Here is a 22,626-nt window from a genome sequence, read left to right on the forward strand (position 1 = left end):
AGGTCGGTGGCAGCGGGCGGCCCGCAATCCTTGTGAACCGGACAGGGAAACCCGCGCGCAGACACCTCTCCCAGTACCGGCCACCGGACCGCAGATGACCGTCCATGCAGCTGCGCCACGACCCAAGCCGCTACGACGAGTACCTGACCCTCAAGGTACCGCTCACCCTGTGGCTGGTGCTCGCCTTCCTGCTCCGGCATGCCCTGCTGCTCGGCATCACCTTCCTGCCCACCACGGGCGAGGAGATCACGGCGCTGCGGGACCTGATCCGCCCCGCCTATCTCGCAGCGGACCTGCTGGCCCTGCCCGTGGCCATCGTCGCCGCCCGCCGCCGACCGCGGGCACCCGGCTGGATGCGCCGCCTCTGGCCCCACGGGCGAGCGCTGCTGACGGCGTCCGCCCTGCTCTACCTCGCGCTGCTCGGCATCCACATCGCCACCTCCGGCCGGTCGCTCATCAACGCCGTAGACGAGGCAGTGCTGACCTCCGCCCTGCTCAACCTCGCCGTTATCACCTACCTGTGGCGCTCAGTGCTGGTGCGGGATGTGTTCAGGGAGTTTCCGGCACGGGGATAGCGGCGAGCGCCGCGCACTGCGAGGCCAGGCGTGGCGCGCGGCACGCCGATGGACCTTGGCTGGTGGCATGCTCGCCTGTATGGGCAGACCGGCCGGGCGCCATCTCGAACAGCCCTCCGCATGCACAAGCGCCCGGCGCGCAGCCTTGGCAGCTTACCCCGGCGGCGGCAACGCCTCGCACTCGCGGAAGATGCGCGCCTCACACCGGGCGCAGACGGACTCGTCGAGTTTCTGGAAGATGGTGTGGATGGCGGCTTCCTTGGACTGAAACACATTGTGCTCATCATCGGTGTCGAGACAGCCGCAGCGCTCCAGCGCCTCTCTCAGCCCCAGCTTGGCGTTGATCAGATAGAGACCGCCGCCTTCGGCGCGCCGCAGCTCGGCCTCCCGGGCCAGGGCCTCGGCGCCCTGGAGGTCCACGAAGTTGATGCCGTCGGCGATGATGGCGAGGTGCTTCTGCGCCGGATGCGTCTCACGCAATCGGGCCAGGTAGCTTTCCAGGTGCGGTACGGCGCCGAAGAAGAGGGAGCCGTCGATGCGCAGGAAACGCAGCTGCGGACACTGCGGCGTCGCGGGATCGCGGGTGAAGGCGCGCTTCGGCAAGCGCGCATTCGGCGCCAGGGTCACCAGTCGGGGCTTGGAGGTGCGCTCCAGGTACAGCACGAGGGAGAGCAGCACACCGGCGAAGATGGCGAACTCCAGATCCAGGAGCAGCGCAGAGAAGAAGGTGACCGCCAGCACGGCGGTCTCGCGTCGCGAGGCCCTGATGATGTGCCGGATCTCCGCACGGTCGATGAGCCCCCAGGCCACCAGGAAGAGTACGGCGGCCATGGTGGGCTTGGGCAGGAAGGTCGCCAGCGGCGCCACGAACAGCACCACCAGCATCAGCAGCACCCCGGCAAACACCGCCGCCAGAGGCGTCCGCGCGCCGGCCTCGTAGTTGACGGCGCTGCGGTTGAAGGAGCCGGTGGCGACATAGCCCGAAAAGAAGGCACCGGCGATGTTCGACAGGCCCTGGCCGATGAGCTCCTGGTTGCCGTCGATGCGGTAGCCGCCGCGCGCGCCCAGCGCGCGGCCGATGGACACCGCCTCCGTCAGCGCGAACAGTGTCACCGCCAGCGCCGCCGGCGCCAGCACACGGATGTGGTCCAGGGTCAGCGCGGGGGCCGACAGCGGCGGCAAACTCGCCGGCAGCGCCCCCACGGTCGCGATCTGCATAACGTCCGGACCAAAGAGCGCATCCAGCCCCACCGCGGAGAGCCCTCCCGCCAGCATGGCCGCCAGCATGTAGGGCACTACGGGCACAAAGCGCCTGACCAGAATGCCGGCCGCGAGCGTCACCACCGCCACCGCGGTGGCGAACGGATTGATCTCCGCCGCATGCCCGCCGAAGCGGATCAGGATGTCGTGCACGTGCCCGCCACTTTCCATGGGCACGCCGAAGAAGTGTTGAATCTGCTTTGCGGCGATCAGCACTGCGGCGCCGGCCGTGAAGCCCACCACCACGGAGTGGGAAATGAAATTGACCAGCACGCCCATGCGCGCCAGCCCGAGCGCCAGCTCCAGCACGCCGACCATGAAAGTGAGCGTTAGCGCGAGCGTCACATAGTCCGGCGTGCCGGGCACCGCCAGCAGCGACAGGGAGGAGAACAGCACCACTGACGCGGCCGTCGTGGGGCCGGAGACAAGGTGCCTGGAGGAGCCGAACAGGGCCGCAACGATGGCCGGCACCATGCCGGCATAGAGCCCGTACTCCGGCGGCATGCCGGCGATGGTCGCAAAGGCCACGCCCTGCGGCAGCACGACGATGGCACCGGTCAGCGCCGCGAGCAGGTCGGCCTTCAGGTCAGAGCGCGTGACCCCCGGCAGCCATGCCGCGAACGGGTACAGCCAGGAAAAACCGGTCGGCGGTGTCATGGTGCGCGGAAACTCAGGGACCGACTCAGCACACACGGGCCAGCATACCAGCCCGCGATGCGCAGGCGCAGCATGCCGGGCCGGCCGCGGTGCGGTCCCGAGAAAGCGCACCGGCGGGCGTCTGGGCTGCGGAAAACCGGTCCCCGATCACGCCTCCCGCGGCGCACTGCCTGCCGCCCATTTGCGTCGGCCGAGGACGCACCATATTCCCACACTCGCTCGGCACACGGACCGTCCGGCCCCGCGCCATCATCGGAGTTGCCATACCATGCTGCCCCACCCCAGTTCCCGGCCATGTCTTTGCCGCGCCCTGTTCGTACTGCCCTGGCTCCTGCTGCTGTCCGCGCCGCACGCGGGCGCCGAGTCCGCCTGCGCGGACTTCACCGGCGAGACCAGCGAATGGCATGGCTTCGAGCGCGTGGATTTCCGCTTTCAGGGCCGTAAGGCGCATGTGGTGCTGCCATCTGAGCCCCTGCCCGACAGGCCCTGGATCTGGCGGGCGCGCTTCCCCAACCACCAGACGGCGCCGGATCTGATGCTGCTGGAGCGCGGCTTCCACGTCGCCCATGTGGATGGTGTCCATCTGTACGGCGGCCCGGAGGCGCAGGCCCTTTGGGATGCCTTCTACGCCCAGCTGACGGGGCGCCACTGCCTGGCACCGAAACCGGGCCTGGTGGCCGTGAGCCGTGGCGGACTCTTCGCCTACACCTGGGCGGCGCGCCACCCGGAGCGGGTGGCCTGCATCTACGCAGATACGCCGGTGCTGGACTTCAAGAGCTGGCCCGCGGGCCGCGGTGCGGGCAAGGGCGCGCCCGCCGACTGGACGCGGCTGCGCAAGGTCTATGGACTCAGCCGGCGCGAGGCGCTGCGCTATGACGGCAACCCCATCGACCGCCTGGCGCCGCTGGCGGAAGCGGACATTCCGCTGCTGAACGTCATCTCCCTGAACGATGCCGTGGTGCCGCCGGCGGAGAACACCCTGCTGCTCGTCGAGCGCTACCGGGCCCTGGGCGGGCGCATCGATGTGATCTCCGTACCGGAGGGGACAACGGAGAGCGACGGGCATCATTTCCCGCACCCGGATCCCGCGCAGGTGGCGGAGTTCCTCGCAGGCTGCGCCGCAGCGGCGGATTGAGACGAACAACCCCTGGGGCCGCCGAGTTTCACTCGGCCCGCCGCCGGCGCCGCTCGCTGCTGCGCAGGCGGCGTGACAGCGCCCGGTCAAACAAACGGCGTGTCAACTGCTCTCAGGCTTACGCTTCGCAAAGTGCAGATTGCGGGCAGCGGGCCGGGGGGGCGGGCGCGGCCGACTGGAAGTCGGCGGCCCCAGGGGCCGACTGGAAGTCGGCGGCCCCAGGGGCCGACTGCAGGTCGGCAGTGCCGTCAGGCTGCCTTCTGCTCGGCGGCGCCAGCCTTCATGGTGTCGGCGAGGACGGTGTAGACCTCGACCCAGGCGCCCTTCACCTCCGGCGTGAAGTCATCGCCCAGGCCCTTCTCCAGGGTCCAGAGCAGCGCGTCGGCGACCTTGTCGTAGTCGCCCTCGCTCACACCATAGCCGGCGTGGCGGGCGCCCATGTCCTTCACCGGCTGGACCACGGCGTCGAGATTGTTGAGCGCATTGACGGCGGTGTTGATCATGGCCATGAGCTTGCGACCCTGGGCCTGCATGTCGCCCTTGAACATGGGCTTGACCTCGGGGTACACCTCGAACAGGCGGCCGTAGAACAGCTGCGCGGCCTGGTCCGAGATGGGCTTGACCTTCTCCCAGGAGGCCTGGACGTGGGTGATGGTGTCGGGGGACATGGCGTTTTCCTCTCGCTTGCGGTTGCGGCTTGGCCGCGATGTCTAGGGTCGGGGGTCGAGCCTGGATTCGGCGACGGCGTCGGTCTCGGCTTCGGACTGGGCCTGTTCGTCGGCAAGGTCGTTCGCGCGTTGCGCCACCGCCGCCATGTAGTCCACGGCGAGCTTGACCTCGGCGTCGGACAGGTCCTCATTGCCGCCGCGGGCCGGCATCATGGTGCCGTCCGGGCCGAAGAAGCCGTTCAGGGCGTGGTCGTAGAGCGTCTCGCGGGGCTTCTCCAGGCGATAGGCCCAGGCCTTGGCCTTGTTCGGGTCCGGTGCGCCGGCGATGCCGTAGCCGTGGCAGGTCATGCAGTTCTCCACCCAGATGACCCGGCCGGCGGTCAGGTGCTCGTCGGCAAACTCCGGGTAGCGGTCTTCGGTACCGGCGGCCGCCGCCGCGGGCGCGGCGGCGAGCAGGGCCAGCAGGCACCGGCGTGCGGCGCCGGCGCTCATCAGCCTTCCATGGGGATGCGGATCACCACACCGCCCATGACGTCGCCGATCTCGAAGTCACGCTTCGGCGAGTCCTTGTGCTCGTTGTGGCAGGACACGCAGACCGGTGCGACGGCAACGTCCGGATACACGGCGGTGAAGTACTTGATGTCGCCCAGGGTTTCCACGGTGTAGTAGTTCTCGCCCTTGTGATCGGCGACGTACTGGAGGCCTTCCTTCTCGGCGTCGGTGCGCGGCGCATTCTGCTTGTTGACGGGCCAGAGCGATTGCAGTGAATAGCTGAAGTTGACGTCCGGCTTCTCCTCAGCACGCTCGGCGACCATTTCCGAGCCGTAGCGGAACATCTGCGCCGGCAGCACCAGGGCCTTCTCGTCGTCGTAATGCTCGCTCGCGGTGATGACCTTGTCCTTGGCGGCGAGGCGGTTGACGATCTTGCGGGTGTAGACGGTGCGGTCGGAGTCCATCACCAGATGCAGCGCATCGGCCATGGCGCGCGGGGTGATACTCGGCTCCGCGGCTTCCTCCGGCATGTCGGCGACGGCGAAGGTGCCGGCGGCAACGGCGGCGACGGCGGCAGTGAGGCTCAGCTTGTGCAGGGTCTTCATGGCGTTCGGCTCCCCTTAGAGGATGGTTGGCTCGGTCGAATGCGTCCTGCTGGGCACTCGGCCCCTGGGTCCAGTGCGGCGCCGGGTCTGCCCGGGGCCGCGGAAGACTCGCGGCGTTATCGCGCCTCAAGCTCGGCCTGAAGCTCCGCCTGGGCACGGGCCTCGTTGGCCTTGGCCATATCAATGCTCTCGATGTGCACTGCGGGCCGGCCCCGGAAGTTGTTGGCAATGAGCGCCGGGTCCGCCAGGGCGTCGATGGAAAAGCCGAGCCCGTGGCAGTGCTGGCAGGCGGGGCGGATCATCTTCTCGTTCGGGCGCAGCGTGGCGCTCTGGTTGTGCTGCACCAGGATGCGCTCCATCCAGGCGTTGGGCTCGAACTCCACCCGCGGCATGTGACAGGTGGCGCAGGAGACGCCGCTGCCGGCGGGCAGCTCCCCTGCCTGCTCCTGCTGCCACAGGCGGTGATGGGGCGAGCCGACATAGGCGATGCTGTGCTCGTCGGCGTGGCACCCCAGGCAGGCATCCACAGAGGCTGCGGCGGTATCGAAGCGGTGCGCGCCGTGGCAGCTGGTGCAGTTGAGTGCGCTGTGCTTCGCGTCCGGCTGCATGGGCAGCCGGGCATCCGCAGGGGTCATGCGCTCGAGCGGGCGCTTCACCACCTCGCCCACCGCGTCGGCCTGACGCATGCCGTGCAGGCCGCGGGTAAAGCCGTCCACCTCGGCGCCGTGGCAGCCGGCGCAGGCCTGGTGATCGGGCTTGTCGGTCCAGGCGCCGGGCTCGCTGTCGTCGCCCGGCGGCTGGTGGCAGGCGGAGCAGTTGACGCCGGCGGCGGCATGGCTGGTCTCCAGCCAATCCCGGTTGATCGCGTCGCTGCGGGCGGCGTCCGGTGCATCGGCATCGGCAAGGCTCAGCGCCGCCACGGGGTACGCCTTGCGCGGATAGTCCATCAGCTGGTCCAGCACGTCGCCAAAGTCGCGCCCGGGCAGGCCACGGTCGGCCACCGGCAGCAGGTCCGGCTCGTCCTGGTGGCGCAGCAGCCAGTCCTCATAGAGCGCGCGGTTGTTGTGGTAGTTGTGGCAGCCGGCGCTGTTGCAGGTCTCGAAGCCCAGGCCCGCATGGGTCGGGCGGTTCTCGGCGATGTCCTCGTGGCAGTGGAAGCAGAAGTCGATGGGCTGGGTGTAGCCGGCGCCCTTTAGCATCTCAGGCTGATGCTCCACGTGGCAGGTGACGCAGCGCATCACATTGAGCTTGGCGATGCGGTCCGCGTTGCGCGGGTCACGGAACTTGGCCTTCGGGTGCGAGTCCAGCGGTTTCTCGCGCTGGTCGCCGTGGCAGCGCTCGCAGGCGTCCTCCATCACCTCGCCACCACCGAAGGCATCCACGTGGCAGGCGTTGCAGGCGAGCTCGATCTGATGATGTCCGTGGCTCAGCGGCCCCGGCATGAACACCCGCTTGTCCTCGCCGTTGGCGAGTACCTTGGCCAGGATCACTACGCCGATCAGGGTGCTGGCGATCCACAGCGCCCACAGGCGCGGATAGTTGCGCGTTGCCATGGGCTCAGTACCAATAGCCTTTGAGGATGTGAAAGCCGAGCAGCAGCGGCAGCGGCCACACCAGCAGCACGTGCGCCCAGACGGCCGTGTTGCGGGTGCGCCTTGCGACCCGCCGCGGCAAGCGGTGCTCCAGCGCAATGACGGCACCACCGACGCCGCCGGCGACGAGCAGCCCGGTGAAGCTCACCATGAGCCACAGATTCAGGTTGCTGCCGAGCCGCAGGCCCGTATGCGCCAGCAGCACGGCGACGGCGAGAGCGCCGAGCAGCACATGCAGCAGCCGCCAGACATCGAAGCTGCCGAGGGTGAAGGTCGGCAGGCGTTTCCTGAGCCCGAGCACGGAGACCGCCGCCGCGAGCCCGAGCAGCGAGAAGCCCGTCACCTGCTTCCACACCGACTCGCGCCAGAGCGCATCCCAGCGCAAAGCGTCCTGCACCGACGCATTGAGCGGCAGCCCGGGCAGCAGGAAGATCGCCATGCCGAGCAGCAGCGACAGCACCGAGAACGCCGCCAGGCTGCCGGCGGCGGGCACCGGGTCCGGTGCATCGGCGCCGGCGAGCTCCGCCAGCAGCGGCCGGCAGGAGCCGCAGACGGTGCCGGCGCTGGTGCGCTCCGACAGCAGCGCCTGAGTGGTGGCCCCCTGCCCCAGCGCGGCCTGAAGCTGCGCCAGGCTGACGCCGGTGCAGTTGCACACCGCGGCATTGGCGGGCCAGTCGAAGATGCTCTGGTCTTCCAGGTCCGACCAGAGCACGCCGGTGCGCTCGAAGCGGGAGATCTCCCAGGGCCAGAGCCGCCGGCGGGCGACGATGGCCTCCTGGAGCCGGTTGGTCTCATGCCAGGGGCCGACGGCGATGGCGCCGATGAGCCGGTTGCCGGCGAGCGTGAGCTTGCGGTAAACGCCTGCGTCTTCGTCCCGGTACAGCGCGTGCGGGCGGTAGACCTCGGACTCCTGCACGTCGCCGGCGCTGAACACCTCGCAGCCCACCACCTTGAGCCGCGCCGTGGTGACGGAGCCCGGATAGCGCGCCTCGACGCGATGGCTCTCCGCCGCCACCAGGTTGTGCCCGGCGACGGCGGCCTGCTCGAAGCCCGGGGCCACCAGCCCGTAGACCACGCCGCGGTGCTCCGCGCACTCGCCGACGGCGAAGATGCGCGGGTCCGAGGAGTGCATGCCGTCATCCACCCGCACCCCGCGCGCCACGGTGAGGCCGGCCTCGCGGGCGAGCTGCACATTCGGCACGATGCCGGCGGCGATGACGACGGTGTCACAGTCGATGAGCCGCCCGGAGTGCAGCTGCACACCGGTGACCTGGTCTACACCGATGATCTGCTGCACCCGGTCGCCGGCGATGACCTCGATGTCCTGCGCTTCGACGAAGTCACCCAGGAGCGCCCCGGCGGCGCCGTCCAGCTGGTTGAACATCACGTGCGCGTTGTGGTCGATGACGCGCACCTGGGTGCCGGCGGTGCGCAGCGCCCGGGCGGTCTCGAGCCCGAGGATGCCGCCGCCGACCACGGTCACCGCACGCGAGCGCATGGTGCGTGCCTTGAGCCGGTCGGCGTCGGCGAGGTCGCGGAAGGTGAAGACGCCCGCCAGGTCCACCCCCGGGATGGGCGGCACCCGCGGCTGCGAGCCCGTGGCGAGCACGAGCCGGCCGTAGCGGTGCACATCGCCCAAGGAGTCCGTCACCGTGCCGGCCGTGCGATCGATGACCGTGATCCGCACACCGAAGCGGGTCACGAGCCGCGGGTCATCCGGCAGCGCCAGGTCGATGTCGTCCGTCTCGCCGGCGAGGTAGCACGACAGCACCACACGGTTGTAGGGCTGCACCGGCTCGTCGCCGAACAGCCAGACCTCGGTCTCCGGGCGCTCGCTGCGCTCGAGCACCTCCCGCGCGGCGCGGATGCCCACGGGGCCGGTGCCGACCACGATGGTAGGCGCCGGCCGTGCGGGGTCCGCACCCGCCGTCTGCCGGAACCCGTCAACGTCGGGCACGGCGTTGGGCTGGGTGGGCGGCTGGGCGGGCGGCTGGGCCTCCGGCAAGGGTTCGACGACGGCTTGCACCTGTCCTGATCCTCCGCAGCACGGGCCGTTGCTGGATGTGGCCCCTGCATGTCGCACAAACGAAAAACGGCGCCCGACGCCCTGCGCTATTCACGCAGGGGTCAGGGCGCCGTTGCCTGGTGGCGGCTCCGCATCGAGCCGCTTGGTTATTCGGCCTCGCCGGGCGTTCGGTGCACCGGATTGCCGCGGGTGCCGCAGTGCCGGGGCTTGAGCCCCGAACGCCGCGAAACCGGAAAACGCATCATGGACCGCCGTTGGCCCGCCATGAGGGCAAGCATATCCCGTGCCCGAATTGACGTTCGTCAATCAAGATCCGGTGGCGCTTGAGAAAATTAGCGAATGCCCATGCTCATTGCCGGCCAATGGCGAGCGCCGATACGGTCTGGAATGGTGCACCGCGCGCGTCGATGCACCTGTGCGGGGCCTGCCTGCGGCACCGACCGGCAAGCTGCCATGAGCATGCGAGCCATCCCTCGCCCGACGATGTCCCAGGCTCGATGGGCGATGGGCGCTGTGGCTGCAGCCGGGCCTGCGCCTTCTCCGGGGGCCGCCGCAGCCATCTGGCCCAAAATATGCGTGAAGCGGATTTCGCCGCCGGCACCCACCCCGCCCGCACCGTTCCGGCTCATCCGCCGCACCGCCCGCTCCCGGAGCACTGCCCGAATGTCGATGCGCGTCATGCTCGTGGACCCCCGCCCCACCCGGCGCGAGGTGCTGGGGCCGACGCTCGCCGCCGAAGGCTTCGACATCGTCGCCTGCGTGCCGCCGGACGACGACCTGCTGAACGCCGTGGCCCGCCATGCACCGGATGTGGTGCTCATCGACATCGACTCGCCGAGTCGCGACACGCTTGAGAACCTGCGCAGCGTGCAGGCCCGCCAGCCACGGCCCATGGTCATGTTCACCCAGGACGACGCCGGCGAGAGCATTCGCCAGGCCATCGAAGCGGGCGTGACGGCGTACATCGTGGACGGGCTGGAGAACCGGCGCGTGCGGCCCATCGTCGAGGCCGCCATGGCCAGGTTCACCCAGTACCGGGCGCTGGAGCAGGAGCTCACCGAGACCCGCAACAAGCTCGCCGAGCGCAAGCTCATCGAGCGCGCCAAGGGGCTCATCATGCAGCAGCAGGGCGTGAGCGAGGCCGAGGCCTACCAGGCCATGCGTAAGCTCGCCATGCGGCGCAACAAGAAGCTTGCGGAGATCGCCGACAGCGTCATCGCCGCCTCGGAGCTGATGCAGGGCTGATGGAGGCCGGGACCGGCCCCGGGGCATTCCACAAAAAAAGTATTTAATTGAGCACTGATGGTGCGCCGATGGCCCGCGCCGCACCGATACGGCGCAACCAGAGACGACACCGGCGCATGGCCATCGACCGCCGCCGCAGGGAGCAGGCGCGACGCACGTCCGGTTGAAACAGCCGCTTAGCCTTGGAGAGGGTCAGCCCGGCGCACCGCCACGGCAGATTGGCACTGGTCCTGCATCGGCTGTGCGTAACGGCAGCACGACACGCCCAAAGCCGGGCCGACCCAAAGGCGGGTCAAGGCGCTGCCACGAAGCCGGGCCCACGGGTCTCAGCTTCCGCAACGACCAACAGGCGGTTCGGCCAAGACGGCCGGCCAACGGACAAAGGCGTCCATCGCGTCCTGCGTGTGCAGGGCGACGGTGGACGCCTTTTGTCGTCTCTGGGCTTAATCAACGCTCTGCACGGCAACCAGACACCCCAACAGGCGCTTTCAGCTCCAAGGCATCCAATACCATGACCGCAAGTCCCCTGCATCAGACCCACAGCCGCCGCAGCTTTCTCAAGCGAGCACTCCTTGCCGCCGCCGTCGCCACTGCCGCCGTACCCTTCGCTGCGACCACCGCGACGGCAGAGGAGCTCGGCGACCCGGAGAAGGAGGACCTGATGTTCGGCTTCATCAAGCTCACGGACATGGCCCCGCTCGCCATCGCCTATGAGAAGGGCTACTTCGAGGACGAGGGCCTGTACGTGACCCTGGAGGCCCAGGCGAACTGGAAGGTGCTGCTGGACCGGGTCATCGACGGTCAGCTGGACGGTGCGCACATGCTGGCGGGCCAGCCGCTCGCGGCCACCATCGGCTTCGGCACCGAGGCGCACGTGATCACACCCCTGTCCATGGACCTGAACGGCAACGGCATCACCGTCTCCAACGCCGTCTGGGAGGCGATGAAGCCGAACGTGCCGAAGATGGACGACGGCCGCCCGGAGCACCCCATCAGCGCCGAGACGCTGAAGCCCGTGGTGGAGTCCTACAAGGCGGAGGGCAAGCCGTTCAAAATGGGCATGGTCTTCCCGGTGTCCACGCACAATTATGAGCTGCGCTATTGGCTCGCCGCCGGCGGCCTGCACCCGGGCTATTACGCACCCCACAAGGGCGACATCGACGGCCAGATCGACGCGGAGGTGCTGTTGTCCGTCACACCGCCGCCGCAGATGCCGGCCACCATGGAGGCGGGCACCATCTACGGCTACTGCGTGGGCGAGCCCTGGAACCAGCAGGCGGTGTTCAAGGGCATCGGCGTGCCTGTGATCACGGACTATGAGATCTGGCCCAACAACCCGGAGAAGGTCTTCGGCATCACCAAGGAATTCGCCGAGGAGTATCCGAATACCACGGTGCGCATCGTCAAGGCCATGATCCGCGCCGCGAAGTGGCTGGACGAGAACGATAACGCCAACCGCGCAGAGGCCGTGGAGATCCTGAGTCGGCCCTACTACGTCGGCGCCGACGAAGAGGTCATCGCCAATTCCATGACCGGCACCTTCGAGTACGAGAAGGGCGACAAGCGTGAGGTGCCGGACTTCAACGTCTTTTTCCGCTACCACGCCACCTATCCGTACTACTCGGACGCCATCTGGTATCTGACCCAGATGCGCCGCTGGGGGCAGATCGCCGAGCCCAAGTCGGATGACTGGTACATCGAGACGGCGAAGCAGGTCTACCGCCCGGACATCTACCGGAAGGCCGCCGAGGCGCTCATCGCCGACGGCTTCATGGAGGCCTCCGACTTCCCCGACTTCGAGACCGAGACCGGCTTCAAGGGCAAGCAGACGGGCTTCATCGACGGCGTGGATTACGACGGCTCCAAGCCGAACGACTACCTGAAGCAGTTCGAGATTGGGCTGTCGGGCGACACCGTGCTCTGACGCAACACACTGCGTCGGGTTACGCCCTGACGGGCTGACCCGACCACACCGGAGACCCATCCATGGCCGCCACCGACCTCACCGACAAGACCTTCGAGCTGCCCTGGCTCGCCCGGGCGCTCGACTGGCTCGCCGGCGACGACGTCAACCGCGTCGCGGGCGGGCTCACCAACGCGCTGCTGCTGCCGCTGCTCGGCATCGGCATCTTCCTGCTGCTCTGGTCCGCCGGCGCCGCGCAGGTGCAGACCAGCCTGGGTCAGCTGCCGGGCCCGGCGCAGGTCTGGGAGCAGGGACAGAACCTCTGGGAAGAGCACCAGGCAGCGCGCGAGCGCGAGCGAGCCTTTCACGAGCGCCTCGACAAGCGACTGCAAAAGGCCATTGCCGCCGGCGACCCGGAAGAGAAGCTGGAGCGCATCAGAAACCGGCAGTACACCGGCCATCCGACCTTCGTGGATCAGATCTGGACCAGCCTCGTCACCGTCGGCACGGGCTTTCTGCTGGCATCCATCATCGCCATCCCCATCGGCATCGTCTGCGGCATGAGCGCCGGCTTCTATGCCGGCATGAATCCGCTGATCCAGGTGTTCAAGCCGGTGTCACCGCTGGCCTGGCTGCCGCTGGTGACCATCATCGTCAGCGCGCTTTACGTCACCGATGACCCGGCCGTGTCCAAGTCCTTCATCACCTCCGCCATCACGGTGACCCTCTGCTGCCTCTGGCCCACCATCATCAACACCACCGTCGGCGTCGCCACCGTGGACACGGACCTGATGAACGTGAGCCGGGTGCTGCGCCTGGGCTGGCTGAAGCAGACCATCAAAATCATCCTGCCGTCGGCCATGCCGATGATCTTCACCGGCCTGCGCCTGAGCCTCGGCATCGGCTGGATGGTGCTCATCGCCGCGGAGATGCTGGCGCAGAACCCGGGGCTCGGTAAATTCGTCTGGGACGAATTCCAGAACGGCAGCTCGGACTCCCTGGCGCGCATCATGGTCGCCGTGCTGGTCATCGGCTTCATCGGCTTCCTGCTGGACCGGGCCATGCTGATGCTCCAGCGCCGCGTCTCCTGGGACAAGGACGCCATCCTGCGCTGATCTGAGGTGCGAGTAACGAGTCACGAGGCAGACAAGGCCCGTCCTCCCCAGCTCCTCGATACTCGCACCTCCGCCCCTCGCCCCTGGTGACTCCCATGCAAAGCTTCCTCAACATCGACCACATCGGCATCAGCTTCGACACGCCCAAGGGCAAGCTCGAAGTGCTCGACGACATCAAGCTCGACATCGCCGAGGGCGAGTTCGTGTCGCTCATCGGCCACTCCGGCTGCGGCAAGTCCACGGTGCTGAACATCGTCGCCGGGCTGCTGCGCGCCACCACCGGCGGCGTGCTGCTGGAGGAGCGCGAGGTCACCGAGCCCGGCCCGGACCGCGCCGTCGTCTTCCAGCAGCACAGCCTGCTGCCCTGGCTTACGGTCTACGACAACGTGCGCCTCGCGGTGGACCAGGTCTTCGGCAAGACCAAGTCCCGCAAGGAGCGCGACGAATGGACCCGCCACAACCTGACTCTGGTGCACATGGAGCACGCGCTGGAGCGCCGCCCGGGGGAGATCTCCGGCGGCATGAAGCAGCGTGTCGGCATCGCCCGGGCGCTGGCCATGGAGCCCAAGGTGCTGCTGATGGACGAGCCCTTCGGCGCGCTCGACTCCCTGACCCGCACGCATATGCAGGACTCGCTGATGGAGATCCAGGCCCGCCTCAACAACACCGTCATCATGATCACCCACGACGTGGACGAGGCCGTGCTGTTGTCGGACCGCATCGTGATGATGACCAACGGCCCGGCGGCCACCGTGGGCCAGATCCTGAACGTGGACCTGCTGCGCCCGCGCAACCGCCTCGCCCTCGCCGAAGATGCGGCCTACAACCACTACCGCGCCGAGGTGGTGAAGTTCCTGCACGAGCGTCACGACAAACCGCGGCTCGTCAGCAGCAACCCTGACGCAGGCCGGGAGACCCAGCCGTTGCCACTCGCCGCCAACGGCTGAGCTTCGCTCGCCGCACCTCGTACTCCGTACTCCGCACTTCCTGACATGAGCATCATCCCCAACTGGCTGCGCCGCGGCGCCCACGCCGGCGGCGGCGACGGCCTGGAAAAGACCAAGCTCACCCTCGGCTTCATCCCGCTCACGGACTGCGCGCCGCTGGTGGTGGCCAAGGAGCGCGGTTACTTCGCCAAGGCCGGGCTCGACGTGGAGCTGTCCAAGGAGACCTCCTGGGCCAATGTCCGCGACAAGGTGGGCATCGGCATCCTGGACGGCGCGCACATGCTCGCACCCATGCCGCTGGCGGCAAGCCTGGGCCTTGGCCCCAGCCAGAAGCCGACGGTCACCGCCCTGTCGCTGGACCTGAACGGCAACGCCATCACGGTCTCGCAGGCGCTGTACGAGCGCATGCGCGAGCTGGACGCGGGCGCGCTGACCCACCGCCCCTTCTCGGCCCAGGCCCTGGCCCGGGTCATCGCCGAGCGCCGGGAACGGGGCGGCCGGCCACTCACCTTCGCGGTGGTCTATCCGCTCTCCACCCACGCCTATGAGCTGCGCTACTGGCTCGGTGCCGCCGGCATCGACCCCGACCGCGACCTGAACCTCGTCGTCGTCCCGCCGCCGCAGATGGTCACCCAACTGCGCGCGGGCAATGTGGACGGCTTCTGCGTCGGCGAGCCCTGGAGCTCCGTCGCCGTCGCCGAGGGCCTGGGGCGGGTGCTCATCACCAATCACGAGCTCTGGAACAACAATCCGGAGAAGGTCTTCGGCGTCAACCTGGAGTGGGCGGAGCAGTATCCGAGAACCCACCGCGCGGTGCTGACGGCGCTGCTGGAGGCCGCCCGCTGGACCGATGCCCACGAGAACCGCCCCGCGGTGGCGGAGCTCATCGCCCAGGCCCGCTACATCAACGCCCCGGTGGAGACCGTACGCCAGTCCATGACCGGCACCTTCCGCTATGCGCTGGACGAGGCCCCGGTAGCCATGCCGGACTTCAACGTCTTCTTCCGTTTCGCGGCCACCTTCCCGTGGCGCTCGCATGCCGTCTGGTTCCTGACGCAGATGCTGCGCTGGGGCCAGATCGACCGCGCCATCGACCTGAGCGCCGCGGCGGAGGCCTGCTACCGCCCCGACCTGTATCGGGACGCCGCCGACGCCCTCGGCCTCGCCGTGCCGACAGTGGATTACAAGCCGGAGGGCCGGCACGCCCGCGGCTGGATGCTGACGGACGCCACCAGCCCCATCGCCATGGGGCCGGACCGCTTCTTCGACGGCCGCGGCTTCGACCCGGCAGACCCGGTGAGCTACCTGGCAGGCTTCGACGTGCATCATCTCGGCGTCTCGCTGGCCAACCTCGCCGCCGCCAACACGGGGCCGGCGTCCGGTACTGCGCCCGGCACCGCGCCGGCGACCACCGGCTAGCGGCATTGGTCCGCACCGGAACAATCAACAACGCCCAACACCGAACCGACACGAGGCCATGAGGACAATGGAGAAAGAAAAGCTGGTCCTGGTGGGCAACGGCATGGCCGGCATGCGCACCATCGAGGAGCTCCTGAAGCTGGAGCCGGACCTCTACGACATCACCGTCTTCGGTGCCGAGCCGCATCCGAACTACAACCGCATCCTGCTCTCGCCGGTGCTCTCCGGCGAGAAGACCATCGACGAGATCATGCTCAACACCCGGGCGTGGTACGACGAGCGCGGCATCACCCTGCACACGGGTGACCCGGTGGTGGACATCGACCGCAAGCGCCGGCTGGTGAAGAGCGAGCAGGGACTGGAAGTACCCTATGACCGGCTCATCCTCGCCACCGGCTCCTATCCCTTCATGATCCCGGTGCCGGGCGCGGAGCTTCCGGGTGTCATGGGCTACCGCGACATCGCCGACGTGGACACCATGATCGCCACCGCCCGCGAGCATGAGCGCGCCGTGGTCATCGGCGGCGGTCTGCTGGGGCTGGAGGCGGCCTATGGGCTGCAGCAGCAGGGCATGGATGTGACCGTGGTGCATCTGCTGGACAGCCTCATGGAGCGCCAGCTCGACAAGCCCGCCGCCGCGCTGCTCAAGGCCTCGCTGGAAAGCCGTGGGCTCAGGTTTCTGATGGAGGTGCAGACGGCTGCGATCCTGGGCTCAGAGGGGGGCGCCGGCCGGGTGGAGCGGGTGCGCTTCAAGGACGGCACCGAAGTGCCCGCCGACCTGGTGGTCATGGCCGTCGGCATCCGCCCGAATGTCGAGCTGGCCAAGCGCGCCGGCCTGCACTGCGAGCGCGGCATCGTCGTGGACGACACCCTGCTCACCTACGACCCGCGCATCTACGCCATCGGCGAGTGCGTGCAGCACCGCGGCCAGTGCTACGGCCTGGTGGCGCCGCTGTTCGAGCAGGCCAAGGTCTGCGCCAATCATCTCGCCAAGCTCGGCTACGGCCGCTACGAGGGCTCGGTGACCAGCACCAAGCTCAAGGTGACCGGCGTCGACCTGTTCTCCGCCGGCAATTATCTCGGCGGCGAAGACTGCGAGGAGATCCTGTTCCAGGACCCGGGCGCCGGCGTCTACAAGAAGCTCGTCATCCAGGACAACAAGCTGACCGGCGCCGTGCTCTACGGCGACACCGTGGACGGCGCCTGGTTCTTCCAGCTGATGCGCGAGGGGACGGACATCTCGGGCATCCGCGAGGACCTGCTGTTCGGCCAGGCACACCTGGGCGACGCCGGCCACGGCGGCCAGACTCAGGCGGCGGCCATGAGCGACGACATGCAGGTCTGCGACTGCAACGGCGTGTGCAAGGGCGAGATCGTCCGCGCCATCACGTCCAAGGGGCTGTTCACCCTCGATGATGTCAAGGCGCACACCAAGGCGTCGGCGTCCTGCGGCTCCTGCACCGGGCTGGTGGAGCAGATCCTGGCCAACACCCTGGGCAGCGATTATTCGGCGCCTGAGGCCAAGCCGCTGTGCAAGTGCACCGACTACACCCATGATCAGGTGCGCGCGGCCATCCGGGATCAGCACCTCACCAGCATCGGGCAGGTGTTCGAGGCCCTGGAGTGGCGCCAGCCCGACGGCTGCCACGTCTGCCGCCCGGCGCTCAATTACTACCTGATCTCCACCTGGCCCAACGAGACGAGCGACGACGGCCAGAGCCGCTTCATCAACGAGCGGGCGCACGCCAACATCCAGAAAGACGGCACCTACTCCGTCATCCCGCGCATCTTCGGTGGCGAGACCTCGCCCGCGCAGCTGCGCGCCATCGCCGCGGCCGCGGAGAAGTACGACGTGCGCACGGTCAAGATCACCGGCGGGCAGCGCATCGACCTGCTCGGCCTCACCAAGGAGCAGTTGCCGCACATCTGGAAGGATCTCACCGACGCCGGCTTCGTCTCCGGCCATGCCTACGGCAAGGCGCTGCGCACCGTAAAGACCTGCGTCGGCTCCGAGTGGTGCCGCTTCGGCGTGCAGAACTCGACCCAGATGGGCATCGACCTGGAGGAGCTCACGTGGGGCTCCTGGACCCCGCACAAGTTCAAGATGGCCGTCTCCGGCTGCCCGCGGAACTGTGCCGAGGCCACCATCAAGGACTTCGGCGTCGTGGCCATCGAGTCCGGCTGGGAGCTGCACGTCGGCGGCAACGGCGGCGTGAAGGTGCGCGCCACGGACGTGCTCTGCCGGGTCGAGACCCCGGAGCAGGTGAAGGAATACTGCGGCGCCTTCATGCAGGTCTACCGCGAGGAGGCGCGCTACCTGGAGCGCACCGCACCCTGGGTGGAGCGCGTCGGCATCGCCTATGTGCGCAAGCGCGTGGTGGAGGACGAAGTTGGCCGCAAGGCGCTGTACAAGCGCTTCCTGGAGTCCCAGAAGCTCGCGCAGGTGGACCCCTGGAAGGAGCGCGCCGCCGGCGCCGAAGCGCATGAGTTCACGCCGCTGAAGCAGGCCAATGGCTGAGTCGCACACAACACCAACCAAACCGAGACACACGACATGAGCGCCGTCATGGCCGAGCAAACCTGGGTCGAAGTGGGCCCCATCGACAGCATCCCGCGCTTAGGAGCCCGGGTGCTGAAGCGCGACGGCGGCGACATCGCCGTGTTCCGCAACGCCGAGGACGAGATCTTCGCGCTCCTGAACCGCTGCCCGCACAAGGGCGGACCGCTGTCGGAGGGCATCGTCTACGGCCGCACCGTCGCCTGCCCGCTGCACAACCTCTGCATGGACCTCGCCACCGGCCAGGCCAAGGCCCCGGACGAGGGCTGCGCCACGGTCTTTCCGGTGCGGATCGATGGGGAGCGGGTGCTGGTGTCCCTGGAGCAGGCAGCCACATAGGTCCGGTCAGCCCACCAGGGCGTAACCCGACCACCAACGGCTTGCTCCGGCGCCAACGAGGGTCACGCGGCGCCGCCCCGACCAAAAGGGGACGCTTGCCCAATCCGCCCCCTCGCGCCCAGTCGACAGCCTTCGGAAGCGACCCAGTCATCGAGCACCGTCAGCCCGCCATGCCCGAGCCCACCAAAACCACCTGCCCCTACTGCGGCGTCGGCTGCGGCCTGCTGGTGACGCCCAGCCCCGACGGCACCACCGCACAGGTCACGGGCGACCCAGCGCACCCGGCCAACTTCGGCCGGCTCTGCTCCAAGGGCGCCGCGCTGGGCGAGACGCTCACCACCGAGGGCCGGCTGCTGCACCCGCGCATCGGCGACACACAGGTGAGCTGGGATGCGGCGCTGGATCATGTGGCGCAGGGCTTCCGGCAGGTCATCGACACGCACGGGCCGGACGCCGTCGCCTTCTACGTCTCGGGCCAGCTGCTCACCGAGGACTACTATGTCGCCAACAAGCTGATGAAGGGCTTCATCGGCGGCGCCAACATCGACACCAACTCGCGCCTGTGCATGGCCTCCAGCGTCGCCGGCTACAAGCGCGCCTTCGGCACCGACACCGTACCCTGCGACTACACGGACCTGGACCAGGCGGAGCTGATCCTGCTGGTGGGCTCCAACACCGCCTGGTGCCATCCGGTGGTCTACCAGCGTATCAAGCAGGCGAAGCGGGAGAACCCCAGGCTCAAGGTCGTCGTCATCGACCCGCGGCGCACCGCCACCTGCGAGATCGCGGACCTGCATCTGGCCCTCGCCCCCGGCAGCGACACCCTGCTCTTCAACGGCCTGCTCAATTGGCTGAAGCGCGAGGATGCGGTGGACTGGGACTATCTGGAGGCCCACACCGAGGGCTTCGCCGCCGCCTTCAAGGCCGCCCGGGCGTCGGCAGGCTCCGTGCCCGCGGTGGCCGCCGGCTGCGGGCTGCCGGAGGATCAGGTCGCCGAGCTGTACCGGCTCTTCACCCGGACCGAGCGGGTGGTCACCCTCTACAGCCAGGGCGTCAACCAGTGGTCCTTCGGCACCGACAAGGTCAACGCCATCATCAACTGCCACCTCGCCACCGGCCGCATCGGCCGCCCCGGCATGGGGCCCTTCTCCATCACCGGCCAGCCCAACGCCATGGGCGGGCGCGAGGTGGGCGGGCTCGCCAACCAGCTCGCGGCGCACATGGACTTCGCGCCTGACGACATCGACCGGGTCGGTCGCTTCTGGGGCGCCGCGCACATGGCCGAAGCCCCGGGCCTCAAGGCCGTGGACATGCTGCGGGCCGTCGAGCAAGGCCGCATCAAGGCCATCTGGATCATGGCCACGAACCCGGCGGTCAGCATGCCGGATGCGGACCGGGTGCGCGCGGCGCTCAAGGCCTGTGACTTCGTCGTCTGCTCGGACCTGCTCGCGGACACCGACACCACCCGCTGCGCGGACGTGCTGCTGCCCGCCGCCGGCTGGGGCGAGAAGGACGGCACCGTGACCAACTCGGAGCGGCGTATCTCCCGCCAGCGGGCCTTCCTGCCGCCCCCCGGCGAGGCGCGCCCGGGCTGGTGGATCATCACCCAGGTGGCGCGGCGCCTGGGCTTCGCCGACGCCTTTGCGTACCAGTGCGCGGCGGACGTCTTCCGCGAGCACGCGGCGCTGTCCGCCTTCGAGAACGACGGCCGCCGGGACTTCGACATCGGCGCCCTGGCGCACCTGAGCGACGCCGACTACGACGCGCTGGCACCCACCCAGTGGCCCTGCCCCGCACCGACGGCGAGCACGCCGCCGCCGCAGCGCCTCTTCGCCGACGCCCGCTTCTACACCCAAAGCGGCAAGGCCCGGCTGGTGGCCGTGGAGCCGCGCCCGCCGGCGACGGCGCCGGACGACGACTATCCGCTGGCCCTCAACACCGGCCGCATCCGCGACCAGTGGCACACCATGACCCGCACCGGGCTCGCCCCAAGGCTCGCGAGCCACATTGCCGAGCCCTTCGTGCAGGTGCACCCGGTTGATGCCGCCGCCCACGGCCTCGCCCAAGGCGCCCTGGCGGAGCTGACGAGCCGCTGGGGCCGGATGCTGGCACGGGTACAGGTGGATGCGGACCAGCGCCCGGGCTCGGTGTTCGTGCCCATGCACTGGAGCGACAGCCTCGCCCGCCTCGCCCGCGCCGATGCGCTGGTGAACCCGGCGCTTGACCCCATGTCCGGGCAGCCCGAGCTCAAGCACACCCCGGTGCGGGTGCGCCCCTTTCGCGCCGCCTGGTACGGCTTCGTGCTGAGCCGAGCGCGTGTGACCCTGGACGAGCCGGACTACTGCGTCGCCGTGCGTGCCGAGCACCACTGGCGCTGCGAGATCGCCGGCGCCGAGCCGGTGGACGACTGGGCCGCCTGGGCGCGCTGGTATCTGGGCGACGACGGCGACTGGCTCGACTTCGGCGATGCAACCCATGGCCGCTACCGCGGCGCCCGGCTCCTGGACGGGCGGCTTCAGGCCTGCCTCTTCGTCGCGCCGACGCCGGACCTGCCCCGCAGCGGCTGGCTCGCCGGCCTGTTCGGCCAGCAGCAGCTCGACGCTGCAGCCCGCATCAGCCTTCTCGCCGGCCGCCCGCCGCGGGGCCAGACCGACGCCGGTGAGACCGTCTGCGCCTGCTTCAACGTCGGCATGAACACCATCGTCGACGCCATCCAGAGCGCCAGGCTCACCAGCGCCGAGGCCATCGGCACCGCCCTACAGGCCGGCACCAACTGCGGCTCCTGCATCCCGGAGCTGAACAAACTGCTGGCGGCCAACCGGCGCGCCGCCTGAGGGGTGCGATAGATCAGTACACCGTCCCCCCGATTTGAAGTCCCCCCATTTGGACTTTGTATGGGAGGGCGGATAAGCGCAGCGCATCCGCCGGAGCGCCGATCTGCACTCGGCCCAACCCTGGGCCGCCGAGCTCCACTCGACTCAACCCCGCGCCAGCGGCCATTCATCCCTCCAACCGCCCCACACACCACCCCGAAAACCCCCGATACAGCGCCACCGCCGGCTCCACGGCGGCGACGACACGATCAAGGTCGATCTCGTCGTACAGATGCGTCAGCACATTGCGCATGCCGCAGGCCGCAATCAGGTCGCGCGCCATCGGCTCCGGCAACCCGCCCACCCGCTCCAGCGCCGCGAACACCTCCCGGTAGCTCGCCGGCAGGGTCTCGCCCTGCGCCTTCAGAAACTGCAAGGCGATGTCCGAGGCCGCCTCGCACAGCAACTGCAGCAGCCGCTCGATGGCGTAGTGCGCCTGGCGCCGGCCGGCATCGTCCAGCAGCGCATGCTGTGAGAGATCACGCACATAGCGGTTCAGATACCCGAGCTTACGCTCGATCACCGCCCTATCCAGACTTGCCACGAAGCACCTCCCCCTGCTGTCGCCGGAGCCACTCGCTGTCCGCGTACAGGAAGAACGCCCGGTCGCGCTCGCGCTCGAACAGCCCCGCCTCGCCCTCATACAGACAGCGCCCGGCGCGAAACACCTCGAACCGCGTCACCGGCGAGGTCGCAGGCCCCAGCAGCAGCAGATCCACCGGCCGGGGCGCCAGCAGCCCCTCCAGCACCGCCTGCCAGCGGCCGTGCTCCAGGAGGTCCGGGAGCTCCACCGGCAGGACTGCCAGGTCGATGTCCCGCCCCTCGGCACCGCCCGCGGTGGAGCCGAACAGCACCACCAGCCGCCAGCCGTACCGGGCGGCCAGCGCGGGCCAGTCGATGGCGGCGAGCATGAGCCGGCTCTCGCTCTGGGGTGCAGGGTGCATGCCTGTGTCGTCACCGGGGGACGTGGGAGGAGAAGGCTATCGCCTGAGCCAGCAACTGGCCAATTGAGCCGATTAACCGCTCCGCAGGATGGATCAATTGATTGGGGGCCCACACTGACTCGGTTTCCGTGGCCATTGACAGGACCTCGCGGCGCCCCCCGACGCAGGCAATCTTGGTCGGCCTGCCCATCGGCGCCCTCAGAGGTTGTGAAAAATCTGCCGGCCGTCGCGAGGGCGTCTCCGGGCGTGCCCAGCAAGGCGCGCAGAGCCGAAC

Annotated in this window: 18 protein-coding genes; 10 read left to right on the forward strand and 8 right to left on the reverse strand. The window is 68.9% G+C overall.

Translation table 11 applies throughout. The features are described from left to right. Positions 1 to 104 precede the first annotated feature (104 nt). Complete coding sequence (locus tag QZ607_RS13140) at positions 105 to 575, forward strand: DUF2919 family protein (RefSeq protein ID WP_295883334.1); 471 nt, start codon at positions 105 to 107, stop codon at positions 573 to 575. A 153-nt stretch (positions 576 to 728) separates the two neighbouring features. Here QZ607_RS13140 and QZ607_RS13145 read toward each other — a convergent pair whose 3' ends face one another. Then, positions 729 to 2,492 (reverse strand): SulP family inorganic anion transporter, encoded by a 1,764-nt coding sequence (locus QZ607_RS13145; RefSeq protein ID WP_295883336.1) that lies wholly within the window; start codon positions 2,490 to 2,492, stop codon positions 729 to 731. Positions 2,493 to 2,760: 268 nt separating this feature from the next. On the opposite strand from QZ607_RS13145, the gene QZ607_RS13150 reads away from it, so the two are divergent. Continuing rightward, entirely contained in the window at positions 2,761 to 3,627 is an 867-nt protein-coding gene (locus QZ607_RS13150; protein ID WP_295883337.1) for a hypothetical protein, read from the forward strand. A gap of 248 nt (positions 3,628 to 3,875) precedes the next feature. Here QZ607_RS13150 and QZ607_RS13155 read toward each other — a convergent pair whose 3' ends face one another. The 5 genes from QZ607_RS13155 to QZ607_RS13175 all read right to left on the reverse strand — a co-directional run bounded on the left by QZ607_RS13155 (position 3,876) and on the right by QZ607_RS13175 (position 9,010). Further along, on the reverse strand, positions 3,876 to 4,295 hold the full coding sequence (locus tag QZ607_RS13155) for a globin family protein (protein WP_295883338.1): 420 nt from the start codon (positions 4,293 to 4,295) through the stop codon (positions 3,876 to 3,878). Positions 4,296 to 4,337: 42 nt separating this feature from the next. Next, complete coding sequence (locus QZ607_RS13160) at positions 4,338 to 4,787, reverse strand: c-type cytochrome (protein WP_295883341.1); 450 nt, start codon at positions 4,785 to 4,787, stop codon at positions 4,338 to 4,340. After that, on the reverse strand, positions 4,787 to 5,392 hold the full coding sequence (locus QZ607_RS13165) for a DUF3365 domain-containing protein (RefSeq protein WP_295883343.1): 606 nt from the start codon (positions 5,390 to 5,392) through the stop codon (positions 4,787 to 4,789). The genes QZ607_RS13160 and QZ607_RS13165 overlap by 1 nt, the downstream gene beginning before the upstream one ends. Positions 5,393 to 5,508: 116 nt before the next feature. Next, positions 5,509 to 6,945 carry a cytochrome c3 family protein gene (locus QZ607_RS13170; protein WP_295883345.1) on the reverse strand — a complete coding sequence of 479 codons (1,437 nt, stop codon included), beginning with the start codon at positions 6,943 to 6,945 and terminating at the stop codon, positions 5,509 to 5,511. Positions 6,946 to 6,949: 4 nt separating this feature from the next. After that, on the reverse strand, positions 6,950 to 9,010 hold the full coding sequence (locus QZ607_RS13175; protein ID WP_295883347.1) for an FAD-dependent oxidoreductase: 2,061 nt from the start codon (positions 9,008 to 9,010) through the stop codon (positions 6,950 to 6,952). A gap of 663 nt (positions 9,011 to 9,673) precedes the next feature. Here QZ607_RS13175 and QZ607_RS13180 point away from each other — a divergent pair. The 8 genes from QZ607_RS13180 (at position 9,674) to QZ607_RS13215 (ending at position 21,369) form a co-directional block, all read left to right on the forward strand. Then, on the forward strand, positions 9,674 to 10,255 hold the full coding sequence (locus QZ607_RS13180; protein ID WP_295883349.1) for an ANTAR domain-containing response regulator: 582 nt from the start codon (positions 9,674 to 9,676) through the stop codon (positions 10,253 to 10,255). Between the two features lie 511 nt (positions 10,256 to 10,766). Next, entirely contained in the window at positions 10,767 to 12,179 is a 1,413-nt protein-coding gene (locus tag QZ607_RS13185) for a CmpA/NrtA family ABC transporter substrate-binding protein (protein WP_295883351.1), read from the forward strand. Between the two features lie 62 nt (positions 12,180 to 12,241). Next, the gene (locus QZ607_RS13190) at positions 12,242 to 13,273 is read left to right on the forward strand and encodes an ABC transporter permease (protein ID WP_295883353.1); all 1,032 of its coding nucleotides are present in this window, start codon (positions 12,242 to 12,244) and stop codon (positions 13,271 to 13,273) included. Positions 13,274 to 13,368: 95 nt separating this feature from the next. After that, positions 13,369 to 14,220, forward strand: a complete 852-nt coding sequence (locus QZ607_RS13195) for an ABC transporter ATP-binding protein (protein WP_295883355.1) — start codon at positions 13,369 to 13,371, stop codon at positions 14,218 to 14,220. 45 nt (positions 14,221 to 14,265) lie between these two features. Further along, a complete protein-coding gene (locus QZ607_RS13200; RefSeq protein ID WP_295883357.1) occupies positions 14,266 to 15,639 on the forward strand; it encodes a CmpA/NrtA family ABC transporter substrate-binding protein in 1,374 nt (457 codons plus the stop codon). Positions 15,640 to 15,706: 67 nt separating this feature from the next. Then, a complete protein-coding gene (gene nirB / locus QZ607_RS13205; protein WP_295883360.1) occupies positions 15,707 to 18,157 on the forward strand; it encodes a nitrite reductase large subunit NirB in 2,451 nt (816 codons plus the stop codon). 36 nt (positions 18,158 to 18,193) lie between these two features. Next, a complete protein-coding gene (nirD, locus tag QZ607_RS13210) occupies positions 18,194 to 18,535 on the forward strand; it encodes a nitrite reductase small subunit NirD (protein WP_295883364.1) in 342 nt (113 codons plus the stop codon). Positions 18,536 to 18,705: 170 nt separating this feature from the next. Then, on the forward strand, positions 18,706 to 21,369 hold the full coding sequence (locus QZ607_RS13215) for a nitrate reductase (protein ID WP_295883366.1): 2,664 nt from the start codon (positions 18,706 to 18,708) through the stop codon (positions 21,367 to 21,369). A 166-nt stretch (positions 21,370 to 21,535) separates the two neighbouring features. Here QZ607_RS13215 and QZ607_RS13220 read toward each other — a convergent pair whose 3' ends face one another. Together QZ607_RS13220 and QZ607_RS13225 are read right to left on the reverse strand one after the other, a co-directional pair. Continuing rightward, positions 21,536 to 21,952 (reverse strand): DUF86 domain-containing protein, encoded by a 417-nt coding sequence (locus tag QZ607_RS13220; RefSeq protein ID WP_295883369.1) that lies wholly within the window; start codon positions 21,950 to 21,952, stop codon positions 21,536 to 21,538. Further along, positions 21,936 to 22,352, reverse strand: coding sequence for a nucleotidyltransferase domain-containing protein (locus QZ607_RS13225; RefSeq protein ID WP_367268188.1), 417 nt, complete (start codon positions 22,350 to 22,352; stop codon positions 21,936 to 21,938). The genes QZ607_RS13220 and QZ607_RS13225 overlap by 17 nt, the downstream gene beginning before the upstream one ends. Positions 22,353 to 22,626: the final 274 nt, after the last annotated feature.

Origin of the sequence: uncultured Thiohalocapsa sp., assembly GCF_913063425.1 — a bacterium.
Taxonomy (GTDB): domain Bacteria; phylum Pseudomonadota; class Gammaproteobacteria; order Chromatiales; family Chromatiaceae; genus Thiohalocapsa.